General features: G+C 45.9%; 18 protein-coding genes. 8 read left to right on the forward strand and 10 right to left on the reverse strand.

Annotation, left to right across the window (positions count from 1 at the left end):
• Positions 1 to 18 precede the first annotated feature (18 nt).
• Positions 19 to 2,247: an AAA family ATPase gene (locus tag QUA13_RS02615; RefSeq protein ID WP_333196403.1), complete on the forward strand. Its 2,229-nt coding sequence runs from the start codon at positions 19 to 21 to the stop codon at positions 2,245 to 2,247.
• A gap of 243 nt (positions 2,248 to 2,490) precedes the next feature.
• Here QUA13_RS02615 and QUA13_RS02620 read toward each other — a convergent pair whose 3' ends face one another.
• Positions 2,491 to 2,769, reverse strand: a complete 279-nt coding sequence (locus tag QUA13_RS02620; protein ID WP_333196405.1) for a hypothetical protein — start codon at positions 2,767 to 2,769, stop codon at positions 2,491 to 2,493.
• 445 nt (positions 2,770 to 3,214) lie between these two features.
• Here QUA13_RS02620 and lpdA point away from each other — a divergent pair, with 445 nt between their 5' ends.
• On the forward strand, positions 3,215 to 4,654 hold the full coding sequence (gene lpdA / locus QUA13_RS02625) for a dihydrolipoyl dehydrogenase (RefSeq protein ID WP_333196406.1): 1,440 nt from the start codon (positions 3,215 to 3,217) through the stop codon (positions 4,652 to 4,654).
• 70 nt (positions 4,655 to 4,724) lie between these two features.
• Here the strand turns inward: lpdA and QUA13_RS02630 are convergent, their stop codons facing one another.
• From QUA13_RS02630 to QUA13_RS02640, 3 genes are all read right to left on the reverse strand, one after another.
• Positions 4,725 to 5,114 (reverse strand): HEPN domain-containing protein, encoded by a 390-nt coding sequence (locus QUA13_RS02630; protein ID WP_333196408.1) that lies wholly within the window; start codon positions 5,112 to 5,114, stop codon positions 4,725 to 4,727.
• The gene (locus tag QUA13_RS02635; protein ID WP_333196409.1) at positions 5,111 to 5,437 is read right to left on the reverse strand and encodes a nucleotidyltransferase domain-containing protein; all 327 of its coding nucleotides are present in this window, start codon (positions 5,435 to 5,437) and stop codon (positions 5,111 to 5,113) included. Before QUA13_RS02635 ends, QUA13_RS02630 begins: the two co-directional genes overlap by 4 nt.
• 160 nt (positions 5,438 to 5,597) lie before the next feature.
• Positions 5,598 to 8,198, reverse strand: a complete 2,601-nt coding sequence (locus QUA13_RS02640) for an AAA family ATPase (protein ID WP_333196411.1) — start codon at positions 8,196 to 8,198, stop codon at positions 5,598 to 5,600.
• 150 nt (positions 8,199 to 8,348) lie between these two features.
• Between QUA13_RS02640 and trpC the strand changes: the two genes are divergently transcribed.
• Complete coding sequence (trpC, locus tag QUA13_RS02645) at positions 8,349 to 9,248, forward strand: indole-3-glycerol phosphate synthase TrpC (RefSeq protein ID WP_333196445.1); 900 nt, start codon at positions 8,349 to 8,351, stop codon at positions 9,246 to 9,248.
• Positions 9,249 to 9,411: 163 nt separating this feature from the next.
• Here the strand turns inward: trpC and QUA13_RS02650 are convergent, their stop codons facing one another.
• A complete protein-coding gene (locus tag QUA13_RS02650; RefSeq protein ID WP_172189440.1) occupies positions 9,412 to 9,600 on the reverse strand; it encodes a hypothetical protein in 189 nt (62 codons plus the stop codon).
• Between QUA13_RS02650 and QUA13_RS02655 the strand changes: the two genes are divergently transcribed.
• Positions 9,599 to 9,844 carry a DUF5340 domain-containing protein gene (locus QUA13_RS02655; RefSeq protein WP_041623669.1) on the forward strand — a complete coding sequence of 82 codons (246 nt, stop codon included), beginning with the start codon at positions 9,599 to 9,601 and terminating at the stop codon, positions 9,842 to 9,844. The two genes, QUA13_RS02650 and QUA13_RS02655, sit on opposite strands and share 2 nt — an antisense overlap.
• Positions 9,845 to 9,922: 78 nt before the next feature.
• Positions 9,923 to 11,080, forward strand: coding sequence for an alanine--glyoxylate aminotransferase family protein (locus QUA13_RS02660; RefSeq protein ID WP_333196412.1), 1,158 nt, complete (start codon positions 9,923 to 9,925; stop codon positions 11,078 to 11,080).
• A gap of 55 nt (positions 11,081 to 11,135) precedes the next feature.
• Here the strand turns inward: QUA13_RS02660 and QUA13_RS02665 are convergent, their stop codons facing one another.
• From QUA13_RS02665 to nblR, 4 genes are all read right to left on the reverse strand, one after another.
• A complete protein-coding gene (locus QUA13_RS02665; protein ID WP_172189436.1) occupies positions 11,136 to 11,348 on the reverse strand; it encodes a DUF2949 domain-containing protein in 213 nt (70 codons plus the stop codon).
• Positions 11,349 to 11,528: 180 nt separating this feature from the next.
• Positions 11,529 to 11,660 (reverse strand): hypothetical protein, encoded by a 132-nt coding sequence (locus tag QUA13_RS02670; RefSeq protein ID WP_281363550.1) that lies wholly within the window; start codon positions 11,658 to 11,660, stop codon positions 11,529 to 11,531.
• 658 nt (positions 11,661 to 12,318) lie between these two features.
• Positions 12,319 to 12,855 carry a DUF192 domain-containing protein gene (locus QUA13_RS02675; RefSeq protein WP_333196413.1) on the reverse strand — a complete coding sequence of 179 codons (537 nt, stop codon included), beginning with the start codon at positions 12,853 to 12,855 and terminating at the stop codon, positions 12,319 to 12,321.
• A gap of 94 nt (positions 12,856 to 12,949) precedes the next feature.
• A complete protein-coding gene (gene nblR / locus QUA13_RS02680) occupies positions 12,950 to 13,645 on the reverse strand; it encodes a response regulator transcription factor NblR (RefSeq protein ID WP_172189432.1) in 696 nt (231 codons plus the stop codon).
• Positions 13,646 to 13,949: 304 nt separating this feature from the next.
• On the opposite strand from nblR, the gene rbsK reads away from it, so the two are divergent.
• Positions 13,950 to 14,870, forward strand: coding sequence for a ribokinase (gene rbsK, locus QUA13_RS02685; RefSeq protein ID WP_333196415.1), 921 nt, complete (start codon positions 13,950 to 13,952; stop codon positions 14,868 to 14,870).
• 132 nt (positions 14,871 to 15,002) lie between these two features.
• On the opposite strand, the gene QUA13_RS02690 is transcribed toward rbsK, so the two are convergent.
• Positions 15,003 to 15,317, reverse strand: a complete 315-nt coding sequence (locus QUA13_RS02690; RefSeq protein ID WP_333196417.1) for a TRADD-N-associated membrane domain-containing protein — start codon at positions 15,315 to 15,317, stop codon at positions 15,003 to 15,005.
• 154 nt (positions 15,318 to 15,471) lie between these two features.
• Between QUA13_RS02690 and QUA13_RS02695 the strand changes: the two genes are divergently transcribed.
• Entirely contained in the window at positions 15,472 to 16,569 is a 1,098-nt protein-coding gene (locus QUA13_RS02695; protein WP_333196419.1) for an ATP-binding protein, read from the forward strand.
• 297 nt (positions 16,570 to 16,866) lie between these two features.
• On the forward strand, positions 16,867 to 19,737 hold the full coding sequence (locus tag QUA13_RS02700) for an AAA family ATPase (protein WP_333196421.1): 2,871 nt from the start codon (positions 16,867 to 16,869) through the stop codon (positions 19,735 to 19,737).
• Positions 19,738 to 19,792: the final 55 nt, after the last annotated feature.

The following is a 19,792-nucleotide window of genomic DNA, read 5'->3' on the forward strand; positions in this document are numbered from 1 at the left end:
CTAAAATCTAAAATCGTCATGACTTTATCCGTTGTTAAACGTTATTTAATTGCTTTTGACCAATACAAGTGGGTGGGACTGGCTACTCTCGCGGTGACTGTGGGCGTGTCGGGAGTAGTGGCTTTGCAGCCAACTCCGCCGCCAGTTTACGTTGCTGCAGGTACGCTGGCCTACCGTAGACCGAGCGTGATTTTTTCATCGACTACTACTAAAATTCAACAGGAAGGACAAGAAATAACTAAAGATATGCTGCTGGATAGAAGGGTGGTTGAAGCAGCAGCGAAAAAAGTAAATGTTTCTGCTAAAAAGCTGGCAGACAACGTGCAGGTAAAGATGCCGAGTAAGAATAATGACCCCAGCGCTTTGATTCAAGTATTGTACAAAAATGTCGATCGCAAAAAAGCAGAAGCGGTAGTAGAGGCGATGATGAAGGAAATGGTCGCTCGCAGCCAAACTATTAATACTTCTAGACTGCGAGAAACGATCGCCCAAATTAACCAGCGTTTGCCGAAAGTAACTCAGGAACTCAGAGAGACAGAAGCAAAACTTGAAGCCTACGAAAAACGAGAAGGAACTTCAATTTTAGCAGCTCAGAGCGGTGTACTGCCGCAAGCGATTACCAGCAGCCAACAGCAGCAGCGATCGCTCCGCGCGCAGTTGGGAGGAATTGAAGCTCAAATGAAAAGCTTGCAGGATCGCTTGGGATTGAATGTGGAGCAAGCTTATGTCGCTCAAGCACTCTCTGCCGATCCAATTATTGCGCAACTGCGAGTGCAATTGTTTTCGCTCGAATCTCAGCTCAAAATTCTCCGCAGCGACTTGCAGGAGGAACACCCAAAGATTGTAGAATTGGTCAAACAAAAACTTGCTTTTGAGCAGCAGTTGCAGCAGCGACAGTCTGAGGTGCTCGGCGGTAACGGGGTGGCGGCTCCGCTCAGAAGTGCCGATCGAATTCGGGTAGACTCTTCTTTAGACCCGGCGAGACAGCAGTTAGCTCAAAGTTTGATTGCTTTGCAAACGCAGCAGGATATGGCGAAACAGCAACTCAAAGGAATCGAGAAAACTGAACAGCTATTACGCCGGGAACACGCGACAATCCCCAACAAGCAGTTAGAACAAGCCCGGTTGGCCCAGCAAGTGGCGCTGAAAAAAGCTCTCTACGATAAGATGCAGTCGGCTTTGGTAGATGCTTCGGCGGCGGTAGCTGAGACAACGGGGAGTTTGACAATCGCCCAACTTCCCAAAACGAATGACGTTGAGTCAAACAAGAGAGGTTTGCCCGTGATGCTGGCGGTGGGAGGATTTGTGGGATTGCTGCTGGGCGGCGGGTTGATATTTTTGTTGGGGATGCTCAACGGCAAGTTTTACAGTTGGGAAGAAGTGCGGGCGGCTTTGGTGGAAAAAGAGGTGCCGATACTGGCAGTTTTGCCTGAAGTGACGGTGTTTGATTCCTACGGCGATGAAATGCCTCTGGCCCTAGAGGCAAATTCTCCCTATTTGGAATTTTACGAGCGGTTGCGCACTAATTTGCGCCGGATCGGGGACAAACCGGTGAAGGTGGTGCTGCTGACTTCGGCGGCCGGTTTGGAGGGGAAAAGTTTTAGTGCTTACAATTTGGCAATTGCGTCGGCTCGATCGGGTAAGCGGACTTTGTTAATTGAAGCAGATTTGCGATCGGCTTCTAATGTTGAATCTTTGAAAATCGCTGCAGATCCTCTGGCGGCGGTGGAACCTTTGCACTATTACGGCAATATTAGCGAGTGCGTCTTTTTGGTTCCCGAGGTAGAGAACCTATATGTGGTACCGAGTCCGGGCTTTTTGCGGCAGGCCTCTGCCGTACTCGAATCGAGCGAAATGCGGAGATTGTTCGACGATGTTCGCAACCGCTTTGATTTTGTGGTTGTGGATTCTCCGGCCTTGAGCGAGTGCAACGACGCGCTGACGCTGGAACCGTACACAGACGGTATGATTTTGGTGGCGCGGCCTGGTTACACTTTGTCTAGTATGTTGTCTGAGGCGGCAGATCAGTTGCTGGAATCTGAGGAGGAGGAGTCGCATAAATCCGGCCCGCGGCTGTTGGGAGCAATTATTAACGGTGCTGATATTGCGGTGAAGTTCCGCAACGATATTGAGGAATTTGAGTTGCCTTTGAGTGCGATCGGCGATCGGGCGATCGAAGTGCGATCGAGGCAATTACCGCAGCAATCAAGGCATAAAAATAAGGCTATTAATAGTAAATTGAGCTAATTTATGCGGCTTGATTCTGGTAAAGCAATCCTCAACGAAATGTGAATGTATTGTAGGCTGCAACCTAAGCAGCTTAAGCCGAAAGCACCGTTAACAGTCAGTCGATTTTAGATTTTAGATTTTAGATTTTAGATTTAAAAATTGACTCCACAGATGAATCTGGGAGCGGGAAATTAGGTGTAAAATTTTTCGCTTGTCAACAGTCAACCGTCAACAGTCATTACTTGAAAATGTGTCATCGCACTATTGATTCGATTCCGGCCGTTTCTGGTGTTTCTTCTGGATGAACTGTTCCAAATCGGCGATCGCATCTTCAAAATCAGACAAATTAATTTTCGCAGGTCTAGTCTTCTTCGGCAAACTCGAAGACTGACTCGAAGACTTAGCCTGAGGTGGTGGAGATTTAGGTTGTGCCGCTTGACTGCTGTTCGATTCTATAGAATCGAACAATTCATCCAGGGACTCAAAAAATGATTGAGCCGAGGCCCGGCGTAAATCTTTCTGGTCGTCGTCATCCGTCATAAGCCACTCCATAGGGTCTAAAATTTGCCAACAAAGTCTGTCCGCCCCGGCGCGTGCAGATATTAGACATGAAAACCGACTAAAACAAGCAGGAGGACAGAATTTAACCGGGCGATGGGAATGCCTGTGGCTGAACTTGCTGCCCCATATAAAACCTGCTGCGGGCATTGTCAGCCTTCAAACTATATTTAACTCTACACCCGCCTACTGAGTGATTTGAGACTTGGTGCAGACCCTGCTCAAAATCATTGACCCTGAAAAAATCTCAGTTACGGCTCTTTCGTTGTCTAATTAACCCTAGTCTAGTCGAGAATAAGGAAACAGGACTTGCGCAACTATTACCGCTGTTCAAGGGTTGCGATGGCAACGCGCCAGCTCGAAAGGACGGACAGACGGTGTTTTTTGCTTGAGTCCTAAGATTTCAAAGGCATTAGGAGATTTTAAGGTGACTCAGGGATTTGATTACGATTTAGCAATTATCGGCGCTGGCGTGGGCGGACACGGCGCGGCCATACACGCGGTTAGCTGCGGGCTGAAAGTGGCAATTATCGAAGCGGGCGACATGGGCGGGACTTGCGTCAACCGCGGCTGCATTCCCTCGAAGGCGCTGTTGGCGGCTTCCGGGCGGGTGCGAGATTTGCGGAATGCCCACCACCTGAAGACTTTGGGAATTCAATTGGGGAGTGTGGATTTCGATCGCGGGGCGATCGCCAATCACGCTAATACCATTGTTAGCAAACTTCGCGGCGACTTGACCAACAGCCTCAAACGTTTGAACGTCGATACTATCCAAGGTTGGGGAAAAATCGCCGGTTCTCAAAAAATTACCGTCGAAACGACGGATAAAGGCGAGAAAACTATTACCGCCAAGGATATTATTCTCGCTCCAGGTTCGGTTCCCTTCGTCCCCCCCGGGATAGAAATTGACGGCAAAACTGTATTTACCAGCGACGATGCTGTCAGGTTGGAATCGCTGCCGAAGTGGATTGCAATTATTGGCAGCGGTTATATCGGTTTGGAGTTTTCGGATATTTACACGGCCCTAGGCTGCGAAATTACGATGATTGAAGCTCTAGACCAATTGATGCCGACTTTTGACCCGGATATTGCTAAGTTAGCAGAACGAGTGTTAATTGCACCCCGCGATATTGAAACAAAAGTTGGGTTGTTGGCGAAGAAGATTATTCCTGGTTCGCCAGTAATTATTGAATTAGCTGATTTCAAAACTAAGGAAGTTGTCGAAGTTTTGGAAGTTGACGCTTGTTTGGTAGCAACTGGCAGAGTTCCGGTGAGCAAGAATTTGGGATTAGAAACTGTTGGCGTGGAAACGATGCGCGGTTATATCCCAGTTAACGATAAGATGCAGGTTTTGGTGGCGGGAGAACCGGTACAAAATTTGTGGGCGATCGGCGATGTTAATGGCAAGATGATGTTAGCGCATTCTGCGTCTGCTCAGGGAATTGCCGCAGTAGAAAATATTTGTGGCCGTGCCCGCGAAGTTGACTATTTGAGTATCCCGGCGGCGGCTTTTACTCACCCGGAAATTAGCTATGTGGGGATGACTGAACCTGCGGCCAAAGAGTTAGGAAAAACTGAAGGGTTTGAGGTCGGTTCTGTCAAGAGTTATTTTAAGGGAAATTCTAAGGCTATTGCGGAGGGTGAAACCGACGGTATGGCTAAGGTGATTTACCGGAAAGATACTGGGGAGTTGTTGGGAGTTCACATTTTCGGTTTGCACGCTGCGGATTTAATTCAGGAGGCGGCAAATGCGATCGCCCAGCGCGATTCTGTTAACAATTTAGCATTCCGAGTTCACACTCACCCGACGCTTTCGGAAGTGCTGGATGAGGCTTTCAAACGGGCGGCTGGAGCAGGTAGCCATTAATCTGTAGGGGCGCTCCTCTTGTTTTAGATCCCCGACTTGTTGAATAAGTCGGGGATTTGGGTATACTGTTTTAGAGCGGTGGTAGAGTGCCGATCGCATTTTCAGCTAATTCGAGAAATTGCTCGCCGCAGTTAATTTGCTCCGCAGCTTGCTCGACAGTGACAGTATCAAGTCCCCCGTAATCCCCACTATTTCGCAAGTCTTGAGCATCGATTAAAAATCTGTGAAACTCAGCAGGAAGTCTTCCTGTACGGGCAAATTCTCGGCCAAAAGCTCCAATCACTGCGGCATGACTGGAAAATGACATTCCTTCGCCATCTAAAAATGCCTCAGCAATATAAAACATGGCGTAATAAGCGCGAGATGCTGTATAGTCTGGGAAACCATTATTTAGTAATAGCTTTGCCGCCGATAGACTTTGACGAGCTTTCAGGAGTAAGTCTAATTGTTCTGGTTTCATAAAGCTATTCCCTCTTTACGAATGTTCCTCAATAAAGGCCCGTTGTAGTGCGTAAATCGCTGTTCGTCCATAAACAGACAGCTAATGACTTCATCATTTTGGAGCGACAAATCGGCTCGAATGTGGCTGGTTCTTTTAATTTCTTCGCCTGGGTTTACTTGCCCTTTGAGGACGACTAAAATATCAATATCAGAGTCGGGGCGTGCATCGCCTCTGGCTTGGGAACCGTAGAGCACCATTTGTGTGAGGCGATCGCCGTAGAGTTGCTCGAAGTGCGATCGTAATTGCATCAATATGTTCTTAAGTTTATCGTTAATGCTCATATTTGTTATAAATGATTGGAGGCCAAACTTTAAGCAAAATGCTGCAAACCTGGCTGATTTTTGGCACTAACGAAAGGGGATTCGAGATCGATCGACCAGTTTTCATCAATAACTTTGAGATTGGTCTCTAAAATCCGACTTCTATGAGTACCTTTTATTTTTAGCCTTCCTCCGCAAGTTCTTCAGTTTTCTTTTGTCCTTGATAATACAAAGCTTTGATGTCTTCCTGAAACTCCTGATATTTCTCAATTTTTTCCGTTAGATTCGTATCAAGTTTGTGATATTTTCGGAGACTTTCAACGGCTTTCCTAATTGCTTCAGCATCAAAGCTAGTATCTCCTGTTAGCAAAACATTCAGCTTATGCAAAAAACCAACAGCGTCTTCTTTATTAGCACCATTCGGATGATTATTGAAGAAGCTTTTCTGTAAACCTTTGATCTTCTCTTTAGCTTTTTCATTAGTTCTTTCAAGTTCTGCTTCACTAATTCGTAGATAAAGTTCGCCGAACAGAATCTTAAAGTTATGGTTGAACTTAAGGAGTGCCTCTAAATCTTTTGGATCTAAATCTTTTGGGTCACTACAGCTTTTTTTATGAAGAACCTGTACTACCTCAATGACATTTCTGGCAAAAGGAAGCTTGCTTAATTGGCGTTTATCTTTCGATGCGGCTTCAACACAGGAATAGACAGCTTTGAACATTGTCATACCATCGTTGAGTTTTTTCTGAATGTCTTCCTCCTTGATATCTTTTATATCCTGCTCTGCCATCCCCCAGATAACTTTTACATACCTGTGGGCTGCCAATACACCGATTCTCAAAGGAATAAGATCTTCTATTTGAGGCTCTTTGAGTTTTTCAGGAAGATTAACTCCTAGTTCTCTCAAATCACCGATTTGAAGTACATAACGTTCGTCGAGTAAACGAGCTTTCTGCCAACCATACTCTTCCTTTGTCAGTTCTAGCTTTGCCTTATCTCCATCTGAGTCACTGTCCATAAGGACAATCACTGCTGCTTGCTCACGATCGCGACTACGTGCTAAGTAAGTCATGTAAGGAACATTTCCAGTTCCTCCAGCAGGCACAATCGTTATTTCATTCAAGTTCAGAGTTGTTAGCTTTGATTCACCCCTGCGTAGTAAATGAGTTGATGCACCTGCCAGCAAAACTTGATCGACAGGTCCCTCAACCATAATATTACACTGACTGATATAAACAGTTTCAGCGACAAACGCCCCTAATGAAGAACGAAGTGGTTCATAGCGGTTGTTGGCAGCACTATTAACCACTTGTGTTCCCTCATATCCAATTCCTTTATTCAAAACACGGATGCGTTCAGAGTGGTTTTTATCAATCAGAAAAGGAGAGTGAGTAACATAAACTACCTGAGAACTGGGAGTACCATCTTCAGAACTGGCAACTTCTTCAAAAATCTTCAGCAAATCTTGTTGAGCCTGATTGGATAAGTAGGTGTCGGGTTCATCCATGAGAAGAATTTCAGGGATATTATTAGGTGGTTGATACGACTTATGTTGTATAAAGTAACTGAGAAAATATTTTAAACCTGAGCTTCTCTCCTCAAAAGAGTATTTTGTTCCTGTCCGATCGATTATACTGAATTCTAAATTATGGTCTTTAGCTTGAACGAGAATTTGAAATTTCTTATCTTGTGGCCAATACTTCGGAAAATTTAGATTAGCTGATAATTGTTTGTTAATTTGATCTATTAATGCTTCCGTATATCCTATATCGTTTTTTGCCATTGCATTTGCTAGCTCAACAATAGCTGTAGTGCTAATCTTGGCAATAGTACATATCATATCATAGGCAAGGTTTATACTTTTTTGTTGCTTTAAATCGCTGTCATTATCTGTATTTATATAGTGATTTTGAAGTTCTTTTAAAAGATTATTTATTAGTTCATCTCCCTTTTTTTCCTCGTTATTATAAGAGGGAGCATTTGAAGTAGGTATTTTTTGAAATAAGGTTGCATTTTGCATTAATTTATCTAGCAATAGTCTAATATTCTCTCTTTTTTCAAAAGACAACAATTCATATCTTGTACCTTCAGGATTTCCCTTTATCTTTTCAACTAACTTTTGAATCGGTACACTATCTGGGAGGGCTGTATTAGTATCGAGTCTTCTAGTAGTTGGTAGTACCTTTTGAAATTGTTCAAGAGACTCTGGTTTAACTGGATGTGGGTTGGGAGCATGAGGTAGATAAATGATTAATTCGTTAATATTTTTTCTTAATAAGAAAAATCTGTCGAATTCTTGAGCTTTTGGAATATCAGAGAATTCCTTGATTTGGTCGGCTTCTTCTTTAGAAACGTCAGACCATTCAGTAACAAAATCTGGAATACGTGATTTATCAGCCGTGATGAGAAATCTGTCAGAGTATCGGCAAAAATCTGACGCGGAGATTTTGTGAGTCTTATAATCACGCCCAGTAATTGCTTTCTCTATCGCGGTCAGTAGGTGTGATTTACCTGATTCATTCGCACCGACAACTGCCGTGATTTGCGGCTCGATAGAGACTCTAATAAAGGGAAACCATAAGTCGCTACCATCTGCCTTAATCATTTCCCACGGATATTTTTCGATTTTTTTATTGGACTTATTGGGCTTATTGAGCTTGGTAGATTGATTGTCGGTAGCGAGGTATTGCCGCGCGTGATCGACGTTGAAAGACTTATAGAATCGGATAAAAATTGTATCTAGTCTCATAGTTAAGGAAAAATGGGAAACACTGAAATTCATTATAACTCAACAAGGAGAATGGCAAAAAGCCCGATCGCCCCTACAATATCCTTTAGCACTCACAAGCAGTTACGCTAAACGCACACTACACTGCAAATGTCAACGCTTTTAACTGAAAATCAAAGCCAGATCGCCCTTTATCCCCCTATCATGCTTCAAATCCGCCGCCGTCCCCCTAGCACATCCGTCTCTGTACTCTACCTCAGCTACCAAATCGCCGTACCCGACGCCGAACCCCAGCACATCCTCGAAGAAATTGTCTGGCAAAAAGAAGCTGAAGTAGCCCAAAAGCGCGATCGCACCCCGTTATCCGAACTTCACAAAAAACTCCCCTTTGCACCGCCTACTCGCGACTTTCTTGCCGCCCTTAAAAATGGCAAAACCAAACCCGCTATCATCGCCGAAGTCAAAAAAGCTTCCCCTAGCAAAGGAGTAATTCGCGAAGATTTCGATCCCGTGGCGATCGCCCTAGCTTACCAACAAAACGGCGCTAGCTGCATCTCCGTACTCACCGATGAAAAGTTCTTTCAAGGCAGCTTTGAAAATCTAGCTAAAATCCGTACCGCCGTCGATTTACCCCTGCTTTGCAAAGAGTTTATTATCTATCCCTACCAAATCTATCTCGCCCGCATTCACGGCGCTGATGCTGTTTTGTTAATCGCCGCCATTCTATCTGACAAAGACTTACAATATTTTGTCAAAATTGTCAAGACTCTGGGCATGACAGCTTTAATAGAAGTTCACACTCTCGAAGAACTCGATCGAGTATTAACCCTAGAAGGCGTCAACCTGATCGGTATCAACAACCGCAACCTAGCAGACTTTTCCGTCAGCCTAGAAACGACCAGCCAACTATTAGCCTCGCGCCAAACCGAAATCCAAGCAAAAGGCATCCTCATCGTCAGCGAGTCAGGAATCCACACTCCCGACGACCTAACTCAACTTGCCAGCGCCGGAGCAGAAGCCGTCCTCATCGGCGAATCTCTGGTCAAACAGCCCGATCCAGGCGCCGCTTTAGCCTCCCTTGTGGAAGCCCATCCGGGTCTGTGAAAGGCGAGACCGCTTGACAAATCCCCCTTAATTCTGATAAAAAGTGATTAAGTAGGTAAATAATGAGAATTTCTAGCCTGCATCGACTCAAGCGCTACTGTAAAAAAGAAATAGCACTCAAAGCTACATGGCATAGAAATATTTTGCCAGAAAGCAATTAAATCTATTCTGTAAGCCTGTCGATCGCAAGATTTAGCGTGTCCAACGCACCCAGCCCCGAATATTCGATCGGCAAAGCAGGGGTTTTTGTACGGTGAGAAAACAAATAAACAATCGGGCATCTAATGTTCACCTGTGATGCCTCATGCAATTGCAATGGGGTGTCGGTTCGCTGAGGTATGTTAGCTTTCATGGAGCCAATCCCCCTTCCTTCGTACATTCATTATGAATTGCTACTTCAATTGTTAGAACGCAAAACGATGTTTGCTGTCAGTCCACAATCGCCGCAGCAGCAACAAGTTCACCAACTTATTATTACCCTGCGCAAAGCCCTTGCCATTCAAAAGCAATTAGAACAAAGCTGCGAGCGATCGAACTTAGCGGTAGAACATCGCTGGTCTCTAAATGAAATTAACCACAAGGGAGTTAAAAGTTAAAAAACTTAGAGTAGCGCGGTGACGTATCGTATTTGATTTATTCTATATAACTCCCACAGGAAAAGTTAGGACAATATCATGGACAACAAATTAATGCTGATGATTCCCGGCCCGACGCCGGTGCCGGAAGCGGCATTGTTAGCGATGGCAAAACACCCGATGGGCCACCGCAGCAAGGAATTTGACGCGATTTTTGCAGAATGTACCGAAAATCTCAAATGGTTGCACCAAACCAGCAGCGACGTGCTGAGTTTAACCGTTTCCGGTACCGGGGCGATGGAAGCTGGGATAATTAATTTCCTGAGTGGGGGCGATCGAGTTTTAGTCGGTACTAACGGCAAATTTGGTGAACGCTGGGCAGAAGTTGCCGAAGCTTACGGTTTAAACGCCGAAATTATTAAAGCTGAGTGGGGCCAACCTTTAAACCCCGAACACTTCCGCGAAAAACTCGAAGCAGATACAGAGAAGCAAATCAAAGCTGTCATCATCACCCACTCGGAAACCTCCACCGGCGTACTCAACGACCTCGAAACCATCAACCGCCACGTTAAAGCCCACGGTGAAGCTTTAATTATGGTCGATGCTGTCACTAGCTTAGGCGCTGTCAATATTCCGATGGACGCTTGGGGCATCGATGTCATTGCTTCAGGTTCTCAGAAAGCTTACATGATTCCCCCTGGTTTGGGTTTTGTGGCCGTCAGTCCCAAAGCTTGGGAAGCTTACAAAACTGCGAAACTGCCCCGCTATTATTTAGATTTGGGCAAATACCGCAAAGAAGCTGCCAAAAATACCACTCCTTTTACTCCGCCGGTCAATATGTTTTTTGCGCTGCAAGTAACATTGCAGATGATGAAAGCCGAAGGATTAGAAAACGTTTTCGCGCGACACAAACGTTTGATGACAACTACTCGCGCTGCTGTAAAAGCTTTAGGTTTGCCCTTGTTTGCCGCTGACGATGCCGCCAGCCCTGCGATTACCTCGGTTATGCCACCAGAATCGGTAGATGCTCAAAAAGTGCGGACGTTGATGAGAAAAAGATTTGACATTGCTCTCGCCGACGGACAAGACCATTTGAAAGGTAAAATCTTCCGAATCGGCCATTTGGGCTTTGTGTCCGATCGCGATATCCTAGCAGCAATTTCCTCTTTAGAGGCGGTGTTACGAGAATTGGGCCATGAAGGCTATACTCCTGGTGCCGGCGTTGCCGCTGCTGCCAAATTCTTGGCTGAATCCTAATCTCAATTGTTAAAGGATTTTGGATTTTGGATTCTATCTAAAATCTAAAATCCTTTTAATATGCTTCGGATAACCAATCAAAGATTTTATCCAACTGTTCGAGAGTGACTAAACCGTATTGCCACAGAACCATCGGCAAGGAATTCGGGTCTTTATCGCGCTGGCGCTGTTTGTCACCGCCACGTTCGGCGACAGCAATTGAGGCGGGAGAAATTGCCAAATCTTCTTGTAAAAATCGAATTAATCGAGTGTATGTAGCGGATGCCATCTGATTTCACCTCTAAGTATTGGACACCATTTTCTAATGGGAACCTGATGTTTTGTGATTAGTAATAAGCCAGTTTTAAATCTGTCTTGTAACCGTCGATAACTGTTTTAACAGTATTGGCAGTTGAAACTGCCAAATGTAATGCTGAGTGCGACTATAAAGCCAACCTTTTCCAAAAAGCTAAAGGTTTTGCACTTTTGCTGCTGCCAGCGCGATCGAATCTAAACTGAATACCTCGGCATCTTTGCAGCGCGAATCGGAATAAATTCTGCTACCTAAAACTAATAAACCAGGTTCAGAGTTTAACTTCATCTGCCCAAATGCAGAATCCGCAAATCTACTTCCGAAACATTGGTTAGATATTTCGATCCAACCCCAACCTGCTACCAGAAGTTAACTTTGCCAAATAACTTGGCTTGTAGCATTTTACTTCCGATAGGTTTAGTAGATTTAGCTCGAAGTTCAGAAGTCCCAGAGAATTTCTTTTCGTGCTGCTACCTCTTGAGGCTGAGTATCGTCTCTCAGGATTGGTAACGAATCGCTGACTCGTCTCATACCCGCGACCAACTATCTACAGCTTCCGCAAACAAGCTCAACTCCAGACTGGCTGAGATCGACATCGTAGCAAATCTGTTGGTGTTTGTACTGAATTTTACATTAATATTTTAACAGATTTAATCAATATTTGTAAAGTTTCTAAATTTTATCCGGTATTCCGAAGCCAGGCGGATCTCTGGGGGATGGAAACCGGGGATTGTGTTTGTGTGCAGGTTTTACTAGAACAACAGTTTGGACATTTTTTGATTGCCAACCTAAGGGTTTCAGACTGCAACATCAAAACTTAGTTCGCTGAGGCAGGTTGACCTCAGAAACCGGGTTTCTAGGAAATTTTGGGTTGAGTAACGAGAAATATCGCAAGAAACCAGGTTTCTAGCCCCTATACAATCGCCAACTGAAACAATCCGTAGTTTTACTGGAAAAACTCGATTTCAATACGATCGCCCACTTTGACACCGAGTTCAGCAGCTCGCCCGCCCCGGAGTTCAATAACTCGATCGACAACAGTGTTGGGCCCGTAGGTAGGGCAAGGATCGGCAGTACAAGGAGGTGCAGAAACTTCGATCGCCTCAACCACCCCATTCCGCAGAAAAATCATATCCAGAGAAATCTTGCAATTTTTCATCCAAAAATTGACCTGCCGCGGCGATTTAAACTCAAACAGCATTCCTCTGTCATCCGGCAAAGAAGTTCTGTACATTAAACCCATAGCCTGTTGTTCCACTGTTTTCGCCACTTCGAGTTCAATCCTCTTCGAGGGCTCCGCTGACGGGCGATCGGCTATCCGAGCTCTAGCAGAAACAGGCAGCACTTGACCCGATGTTGTCGCCGTCGGAGACTGCGACGCCAAAATACCAGTAGCACCAGTATTCGCAACAGGTAAAGTCGGGGAACATCCCAGCAAAAATAGAATTACCGCAATACTCAGCAAATTACCTAAATAATTCATAATGATTTTAGATTTTAGATTTTAGATTTTAGATTGGGAATTGGCAATTGGACATAGGAACCAACTGTCAACTCTCAACTGTCAACTGACTGCTTCAAGATTCGCGCATCACGTAGCCAACACCGCGCACCGTCTGAATCAAGCGCTTTTCGCCTTCATCTTCAATCTTGAGTCGCAGATAGCGGATGTAAACTTCAATCACATTCGACTCGCCCAAAAAGTCGTAACCCCAAACATTTTCGAGAATTTGTTCCCGAGTCAAAACCTCGCGGGGATGTTCCATCAAATACTTTAGCAGCTCAAATTCCTTCATCGTCAGGTCGATCGCCCGTCCGTTGCGCAGGGCCCGCCTAGAGGCCAAATCCAAAACTAAATCGCCAAACCTCAATTGTTCGTTGCTGGTGTTATCCGGCTGCAAATACAAGCGCACCAACTGCAAAAACTCCTCAGTGCGGTAAGGTTTGAGAAAATAATCATCCGCCCCGGCTTCCAGACAAGCTACGCGATCGTCAACTGTATCGCGACCGACCAATAGCAGCACCGGCACCCGATTGCCAATACTTCTGAGGTAAGAACACAGTGACAGCCCCGACTCAGGGCCAAGTATCCGATCGATTACAATCAAAGCTGGCTGCAATTCATGAGCTAAATGTTGGCCTGTGGCGGTATTAGAAGCCACTACCGGTTCGTAGCCGGAGGATTTTAAGTCGAGACTCAAGTGTCCGGCGAGAACTTCGTCTGTTTCAACTAGCAGGACACAGGGATTGCGATCGAGAGTAATTGCAGCCATTGAATTGACCGGTGGAGACCATAACTGTTCTAGCACGTTTGATGGCCGTTGGTTGTTAACTGTTGGTTGTTGGCTGTTGAGTGTTGGCTGTTAGCTGTTGTTTGTTGGCCGTTGACTGTTGTTATTTGTTGTTATTATACTTCTCCTAAAAATTAGATTTTGAACAGGCATCCTGCCTGTTCCACGATAATTATGGGAGATGTCTATTCGTTATGGGTTATTTGCGAGTTGCTACCATTACCCATTCCCAATTCTATAATGCCCCATCCCTCCGCTTCGCTCCGCCCAATTCCCAATTTAAATTATGACCATCATCGTATTCGGCAGTATCAACATCGACCTAGCAGCAAAAACTCCCCGGTTGCCGCAGCCGGGCGAAACAATCATCGGTAGCAATTTTTTCACGGCCGGCGGCGGCAAAGGAGCAAATCAAGCCGTCGCGGCCGCCCGTCTCGGCACTTCTACCCACATCATCGGTCGCGTCGGCAACGATAAATTTGCTGAAGAATTATTGACAAATCTACAATCTTATGGGGTAAATACAGACAATGTATTAATAGACCAAAACACTCATTCAGGAGTGGCAATTATCGCTGTAGACGAGACAGGTCAAAATAATATTATTGTGATTCCGGGCGCGAATAACAATGTCGGTGAAGCAGATATAGAACGTCTCAAAAAACTCTTAACAGCAGCTACATCCTTACTTTTACAGTTAGAAATTCCCCTGGAAGTTGTCCAAAAAGCTGCGCAAGCTGCTCGTCAAGCGGGGGTGCGAGTTATTCTCGATCCAGCACCGGCTAGGGCGGATTTGCCGATCGAACTTTATCCGCTAATTGACATTATCACGCCGAATGAAGTGGAAGCGGGGCAGTTAGCCGGTTTTCGGGTGAATGACACGGAAACAGCGATTGTAGCTGCCAAACACTTGCAGGAGCGCGGTGTCAAGAATGTTATTGTCAAATTGGGCGCTCGCGGGGCTGTTGCTGTTACGGCGGATGAAACCTTTTTTGTACCGGCTTTTGCTGTGGAGGCGATCGACACTGTGGCTGCTGGCGATGCTTTTAACGGCGGGTTGGCCTCCGCATTAGATGCCGGTCTGTCCTTGTCAGAGGCGGTGCGGTGGGGCGCAGCAGCGGGCGCTCTGTGCACCACTAAAGTGGGTGCTCAAGGTGCTATGTGCGATCGGGCAACCTTTGATAAATTTTTGCATAATTTTACTTGAATTTGTCAGGTGCGTATTAGTTGAATTTGTCAGATGCGGAAGGCGCACCCTACTTTGACTTGTAAAGCGCGCATTAGTTGAATGTGTAATTTGTCAGGTCCCGAAGGCGCACCCTACTTTAACTATTTTTATTTAATCGTCATCTTTGAATTCTTTGGCTAGGCGATCGAGTCTGTCGTTCGTTTCTTTAGTAAACTTGAGTAACTGAACGCTGACAATCTCTGATGCTAACCCGCCAGCCGTGGTAACTGTTCCTTCTGGGATTTTTCCCGAAAACAACATTCCTATACCTAAAATACTTATAGAAGCACTTAACATTGTTAACCCAAGAGTCGCATTAAAACTGGATTTAGCTTGGCGTAAACGTTCTCCAATGACATCACGCTCGATTTGGTCGGAATTATCAGAGGGCGATGGTTGGTTGTTTTTTAATTTCTTGTTAGGCATTTGTTTTATTTGAACTCTATAATCCTATTGAAATGCAAGGAAAGTTGAGTTCAAGGTTAAGATCAGTTGAGAAAGAAGGTTGAGGGAGTTGACTTTTGGTTGACTTGTAGTTGAGATTGGATTTATAATCACATTAATTTTCTCTGGAGGCATCATGGGGCGCTCGCTAAAAGTTTCTCCAGGGTACATAGAAAAAGTCAAATCGGCTGTAGGGCGCAACGGCTTCCCCAGTCGGAAGCTTTTGGCTGAGGAATTGGGATTATCCCTATCGACTGTCAAGAGCTTTCTGAGGGGAGATCCTGTTGATTATATAAATTTTGTTGAAATTAGCCAGAAATTGGGGTTTGAGTGGAAAACCATTGCGGATCAAGAAGTAACAGACTCCCAGTCACCTCAGCCGAGATCACAACAAACCTGTGAGGACATTTCCCCCTTCATCACGGGCAATCCCATCACCAATCCGCGCTGCTTCTTTGGACGCGAGAAGGAACTCAAACGCCTATTCAACTTACTGAGACGCCCTCCCCTGCAAAATGCTGCGATTATCGGCAAGAGGCGCAGTGGCAAGACTTCTTTGCTGCACTACTTGAAAAATATTACCACCACCCCAACAGAACAGTTGCGTCCCGGTCAAAAATCTGACTGGTTGCCCCATCCAGAAAACTATCGTTGGATTTTCGTAGATTTTCAAGATTCGCGACTGCAAAATCGGGAAGGGCTGCTGCGCTACATTTTAGAATCCCTAAAAATGTCAGTTCCCAGCCCTTGCGACTTAGATAGATTTATGGATGTGGTTAGCAGTAATTTACGTCAGCCTACAGTCATCCTATTAGATGAAATTGGCGCAGGATTGCAACGCTGTCCCGAATTAGATGATGGGTTTTGGGAGAGTTTGCGCTCTTTGGCGACTAACCAAACCAATGGGAATTTAGGCTTTGTCTTGGCAACTCCTGAATTACCGATCGAATTAGCGCGTAACACCGGACATAGTTCGCCTTTTTTCAATATCTTTGGATATACCACAACTCTGGGAGCTATGACTGAAGCTGAAGCGCGCGAGTTGATAGCCAGTTCGCCCATGCCTTTTTCGGCTGAGGATGTCGAGTGGATTTTGACTCAAAGTCAATGCTGGCCTCTGCTGCTGCAAATCCTTTGTCGAGAACGATTATTTAGTCTGGAAGATGGGGAAATGGGGGAGGATTGGCGTGAAGAAGGGTTACAACAGATGCAGCCCTTCACTCATTTATTTTAGAAACTTGTCTAGCAATACTCCGGACAGTTTTTGGAACGATACTACAAGCTTACGCGGGGCAAGGATCATAAAAAAGTCGAATTAAATGTAAGTCAGGGGTGGAGCTGACATTGATTTAATTATCCACAGGGGCTGCGAAGTCAAGCGAGCATAAGCCATTGGGCCATATAAAAACAGTCCGGACTATTGGTCTAGGGCTCGTTATATTTGTGAAACTACTCAAAATTAAGTAAGTAAAGCAATTGGATCGCAAGCCCTCGCATTTATCTGTGGGCTCAATCTAAAATTTATAATCGGATGACCTCCCCAAATGTGCCGCGCAACGCCTACACCAATGAACCAGAAAAGCATCCCAACCTGATTCTGGGTAGCTTGCAATTGCTGTTCTGGCTTTTCTTCCGTCCCTCGGCTTGGCAAAACTATCTCAAGCGCAATCCAGCTTTGTGGAAATTACGAATACAAGCATTCCTAGTCGTGCCTGTCCTAGCCAATTCAATTGTTGTTGCCTTAATACTTTGGTTATTAGGTGCGCCAGTAGAAAAGATTGCATCGGGCGTAGTGTTAGGTGTGGTGTCGGGCGTGGTGTCGGGCGTGCTGTTGACCAGCTTGGGGTTCAGCTCACGAAAGGACAAGGAGTTGAACGTGGCGCTCGCCATAGCGTCGGGAATGTTGTTGGGCGTAGCGTTGGGCGTATTGTGGGGCGTGGCCTCGGACTTGGTGTGGGGCGTGGTATCAGACTTGTGGCGCGTGGCATCAGACTTGTGGCGCGTGGCATCAGACTTGATGCGGGGCGTGCAATCCGTGGCATCGGACTTTTTCTGGGGCTTGGTGCCGGACGTGAGGTCGGAGCAGTGTCCCGTGATGTTGGAGTGGAAGAGAGGAGACAAGCACTGGTGGGGGCGGACGTTGAGCCAGTGCCGCGTGATTTGGGAGTGGAAGAGATGGAACTGGAGCTGGTCCATCCCGGCGACTAAGTTGATCGTGTGGTTGCCAGTAGTGTGTAGCGCGGTGTGCCAAGGGATGACGCAGGTGGGCGTGGGGGGTGCGCTCAGGAACGTGTGGGGCGTGGTGAGAAACGTGTGGGGCGTGGTGAGGAACGTGGTGAGGGGCGTGGTGGTCGTGGTGAGGGGCGTGGGCTTCGTGGTCATGGCCTTATGCCTGCCAGTGGTACTGTATCCCTTCCTAACAGGATGGAATATTCTGCTCTACCAACTCGATAAACAACCCACAGCTACTAAACCCAGTTTCTTACGTTGGCATTCTGCTTTCTGGTATGAGTGGCAGCGCCTTCCCCTACAAGGCTTAGACCAGCACGTTCTTTTGGTAATGGAGCGTAACCCAGAAGAGGGCAAAGCCGCACTCAACTATTTAAACACCAGCCCCCAGCTTTGGGCAGCACAAGCTGTACAAATTGAACTTAATGCAGCGGAATTAGAACGTTGTGAAGATCTAGCTGCTATCGGTAACGCCTACCGCAATCTAGTCCTTGGAGAACTGAATAGTCCAGTTAGTTCCCTCCTAAGTAGGTTTAGTCGCATCAGCGAGGATGTAGCAGCAGCCCTCAACCAAAACAGTGCTTACAACCAGCGTTTAGCCCTCAGTTCTGTAGCAGAAAGATTAAATGGTTTAATTCTTCCAGAATGGACCCGCAGTGGTGACAAATATGCAGTACGTTTTCGCCCTATTGCATATAGTTGGTATGAAATTGTCACCAACGAGGTACAATTTGGACTTGATGCACGGGGGTTAGAACGTTGTGAAGATGTAGCTGCTATCGCTAACGCCTACCGCAATCTAGCCCCTGGAGAACTAAATAGTCCAGTTAGTTCCCTCCTAAGTAGCTTTAATAGCATCAGCGGGGATGTAGCAGCAGCCCTCAACCAAAACAGTGCTTACAACCAGCGTTTAGCCCTCAGTGCTGTAGCAGAAAGATTAAATGGTTTAATTCGAGAATTGACCCGCAGTGGTGACAAATATGCAGTACGTTTTCGCCCTATTGCACATAGTTGGTATGAAATTGTCACCCACTATGTGCAAGAACAGGCGAAAGCAGTTGAACTACGACAAGAAATCGACAACCCTTATATCATCGGCGTACCCCTGACAGAACAACAGGAAATCTTCACCGGACGTGCTGACATTGGTACGCGCATCGAGCAATTACTTCTAGACCGCCGCCGCCCTCCTTTGCTACTCTACGGTCAGCGGCGCATGGGCAAAACATCCCTCCTCAACAACCTGGGACGCTTGCTACCGAGCACTATCATTCCCATGTTTGTAGACTTACAAGGGCCAGTTTCATCAGCGAGTGATTATGCTGGTTTCCTATACAATATCGCCAGGAGTATGGCAACCTCATCCCAGCGCCAAAGTGCCTTCACTCTCCCCTCCCTTAAGCGCGAAACACTGCAAGATGATCCTTTCACCCGCTTTGATGAATGGCTGCACGAAGTAGAACAAGCGCTACAACAAAATAATGCCCTGCTTGCCTTCGATGAATTCGAGGCGCTAGATAATGCAATCACAAAAGGACGCTTTGATCAGGAAGATGTTCTGGGAATGTTGCGTCACCTGATTCAACATCGTCCCCGCTTCAAAGTGCTGCTAGCTGGTTCCCATACAATAGAAGAATTTCAGCGTTGGGCTAGCTATTTAATCAATGTCCAAGTCGTTCATATCACCTACCTGAAACAACCCGAAGCGCGTCAACTAATTGAGCAACCAGTCCAAGATTTTTCCCTGCGTTACGAACCCAATGCGGTTGAGCGAGTCTTGCAACTCACCCGCTGTCACCCTTTCCTAATACAACTCCTCTGCGCTGAAATTATCGCACTGAAAAACGAGCAAGATCCATCTATCCGCCGACTAGCAACCTTAGCCGATGTAGAAGCAGCAATACCAGAAGCTTTAAGTGTTGGCAGTTTCTTTTTTGCCGATATTCAAAGCTATCAAGCAGATGCAGCAGGATTAGCTATTTTGCAGTTTTTGGCAGCACAAGGAGAAGGGGCAATAGTCAGCCGATTAACTATTTTGCAACACTTTCCCGATAAATCCGATGCTCTCAATTTACTTCTGCAACGCGAATTGATTGAGGAAGTTAGTGAAGGCTACCGTTTCCAAGTAGAATTAATTCGCCGCTGGTTTGCATCATCTCTGTCTGTCCAGTAGTCTACGGCGAGATAAAGAAGATATTGCCTGTAGGGACACAACAGTGTTCATTGGT

This window comes from Microcoleus sp. S28C3 (assembly GCF_036700785.1).
GTDB lineage: Bacteria > Cyanobacteriota > Cyanobacteriia > Cyanobacteriales > Microcoleaceae > Microcoleus > Microcoleus asticus.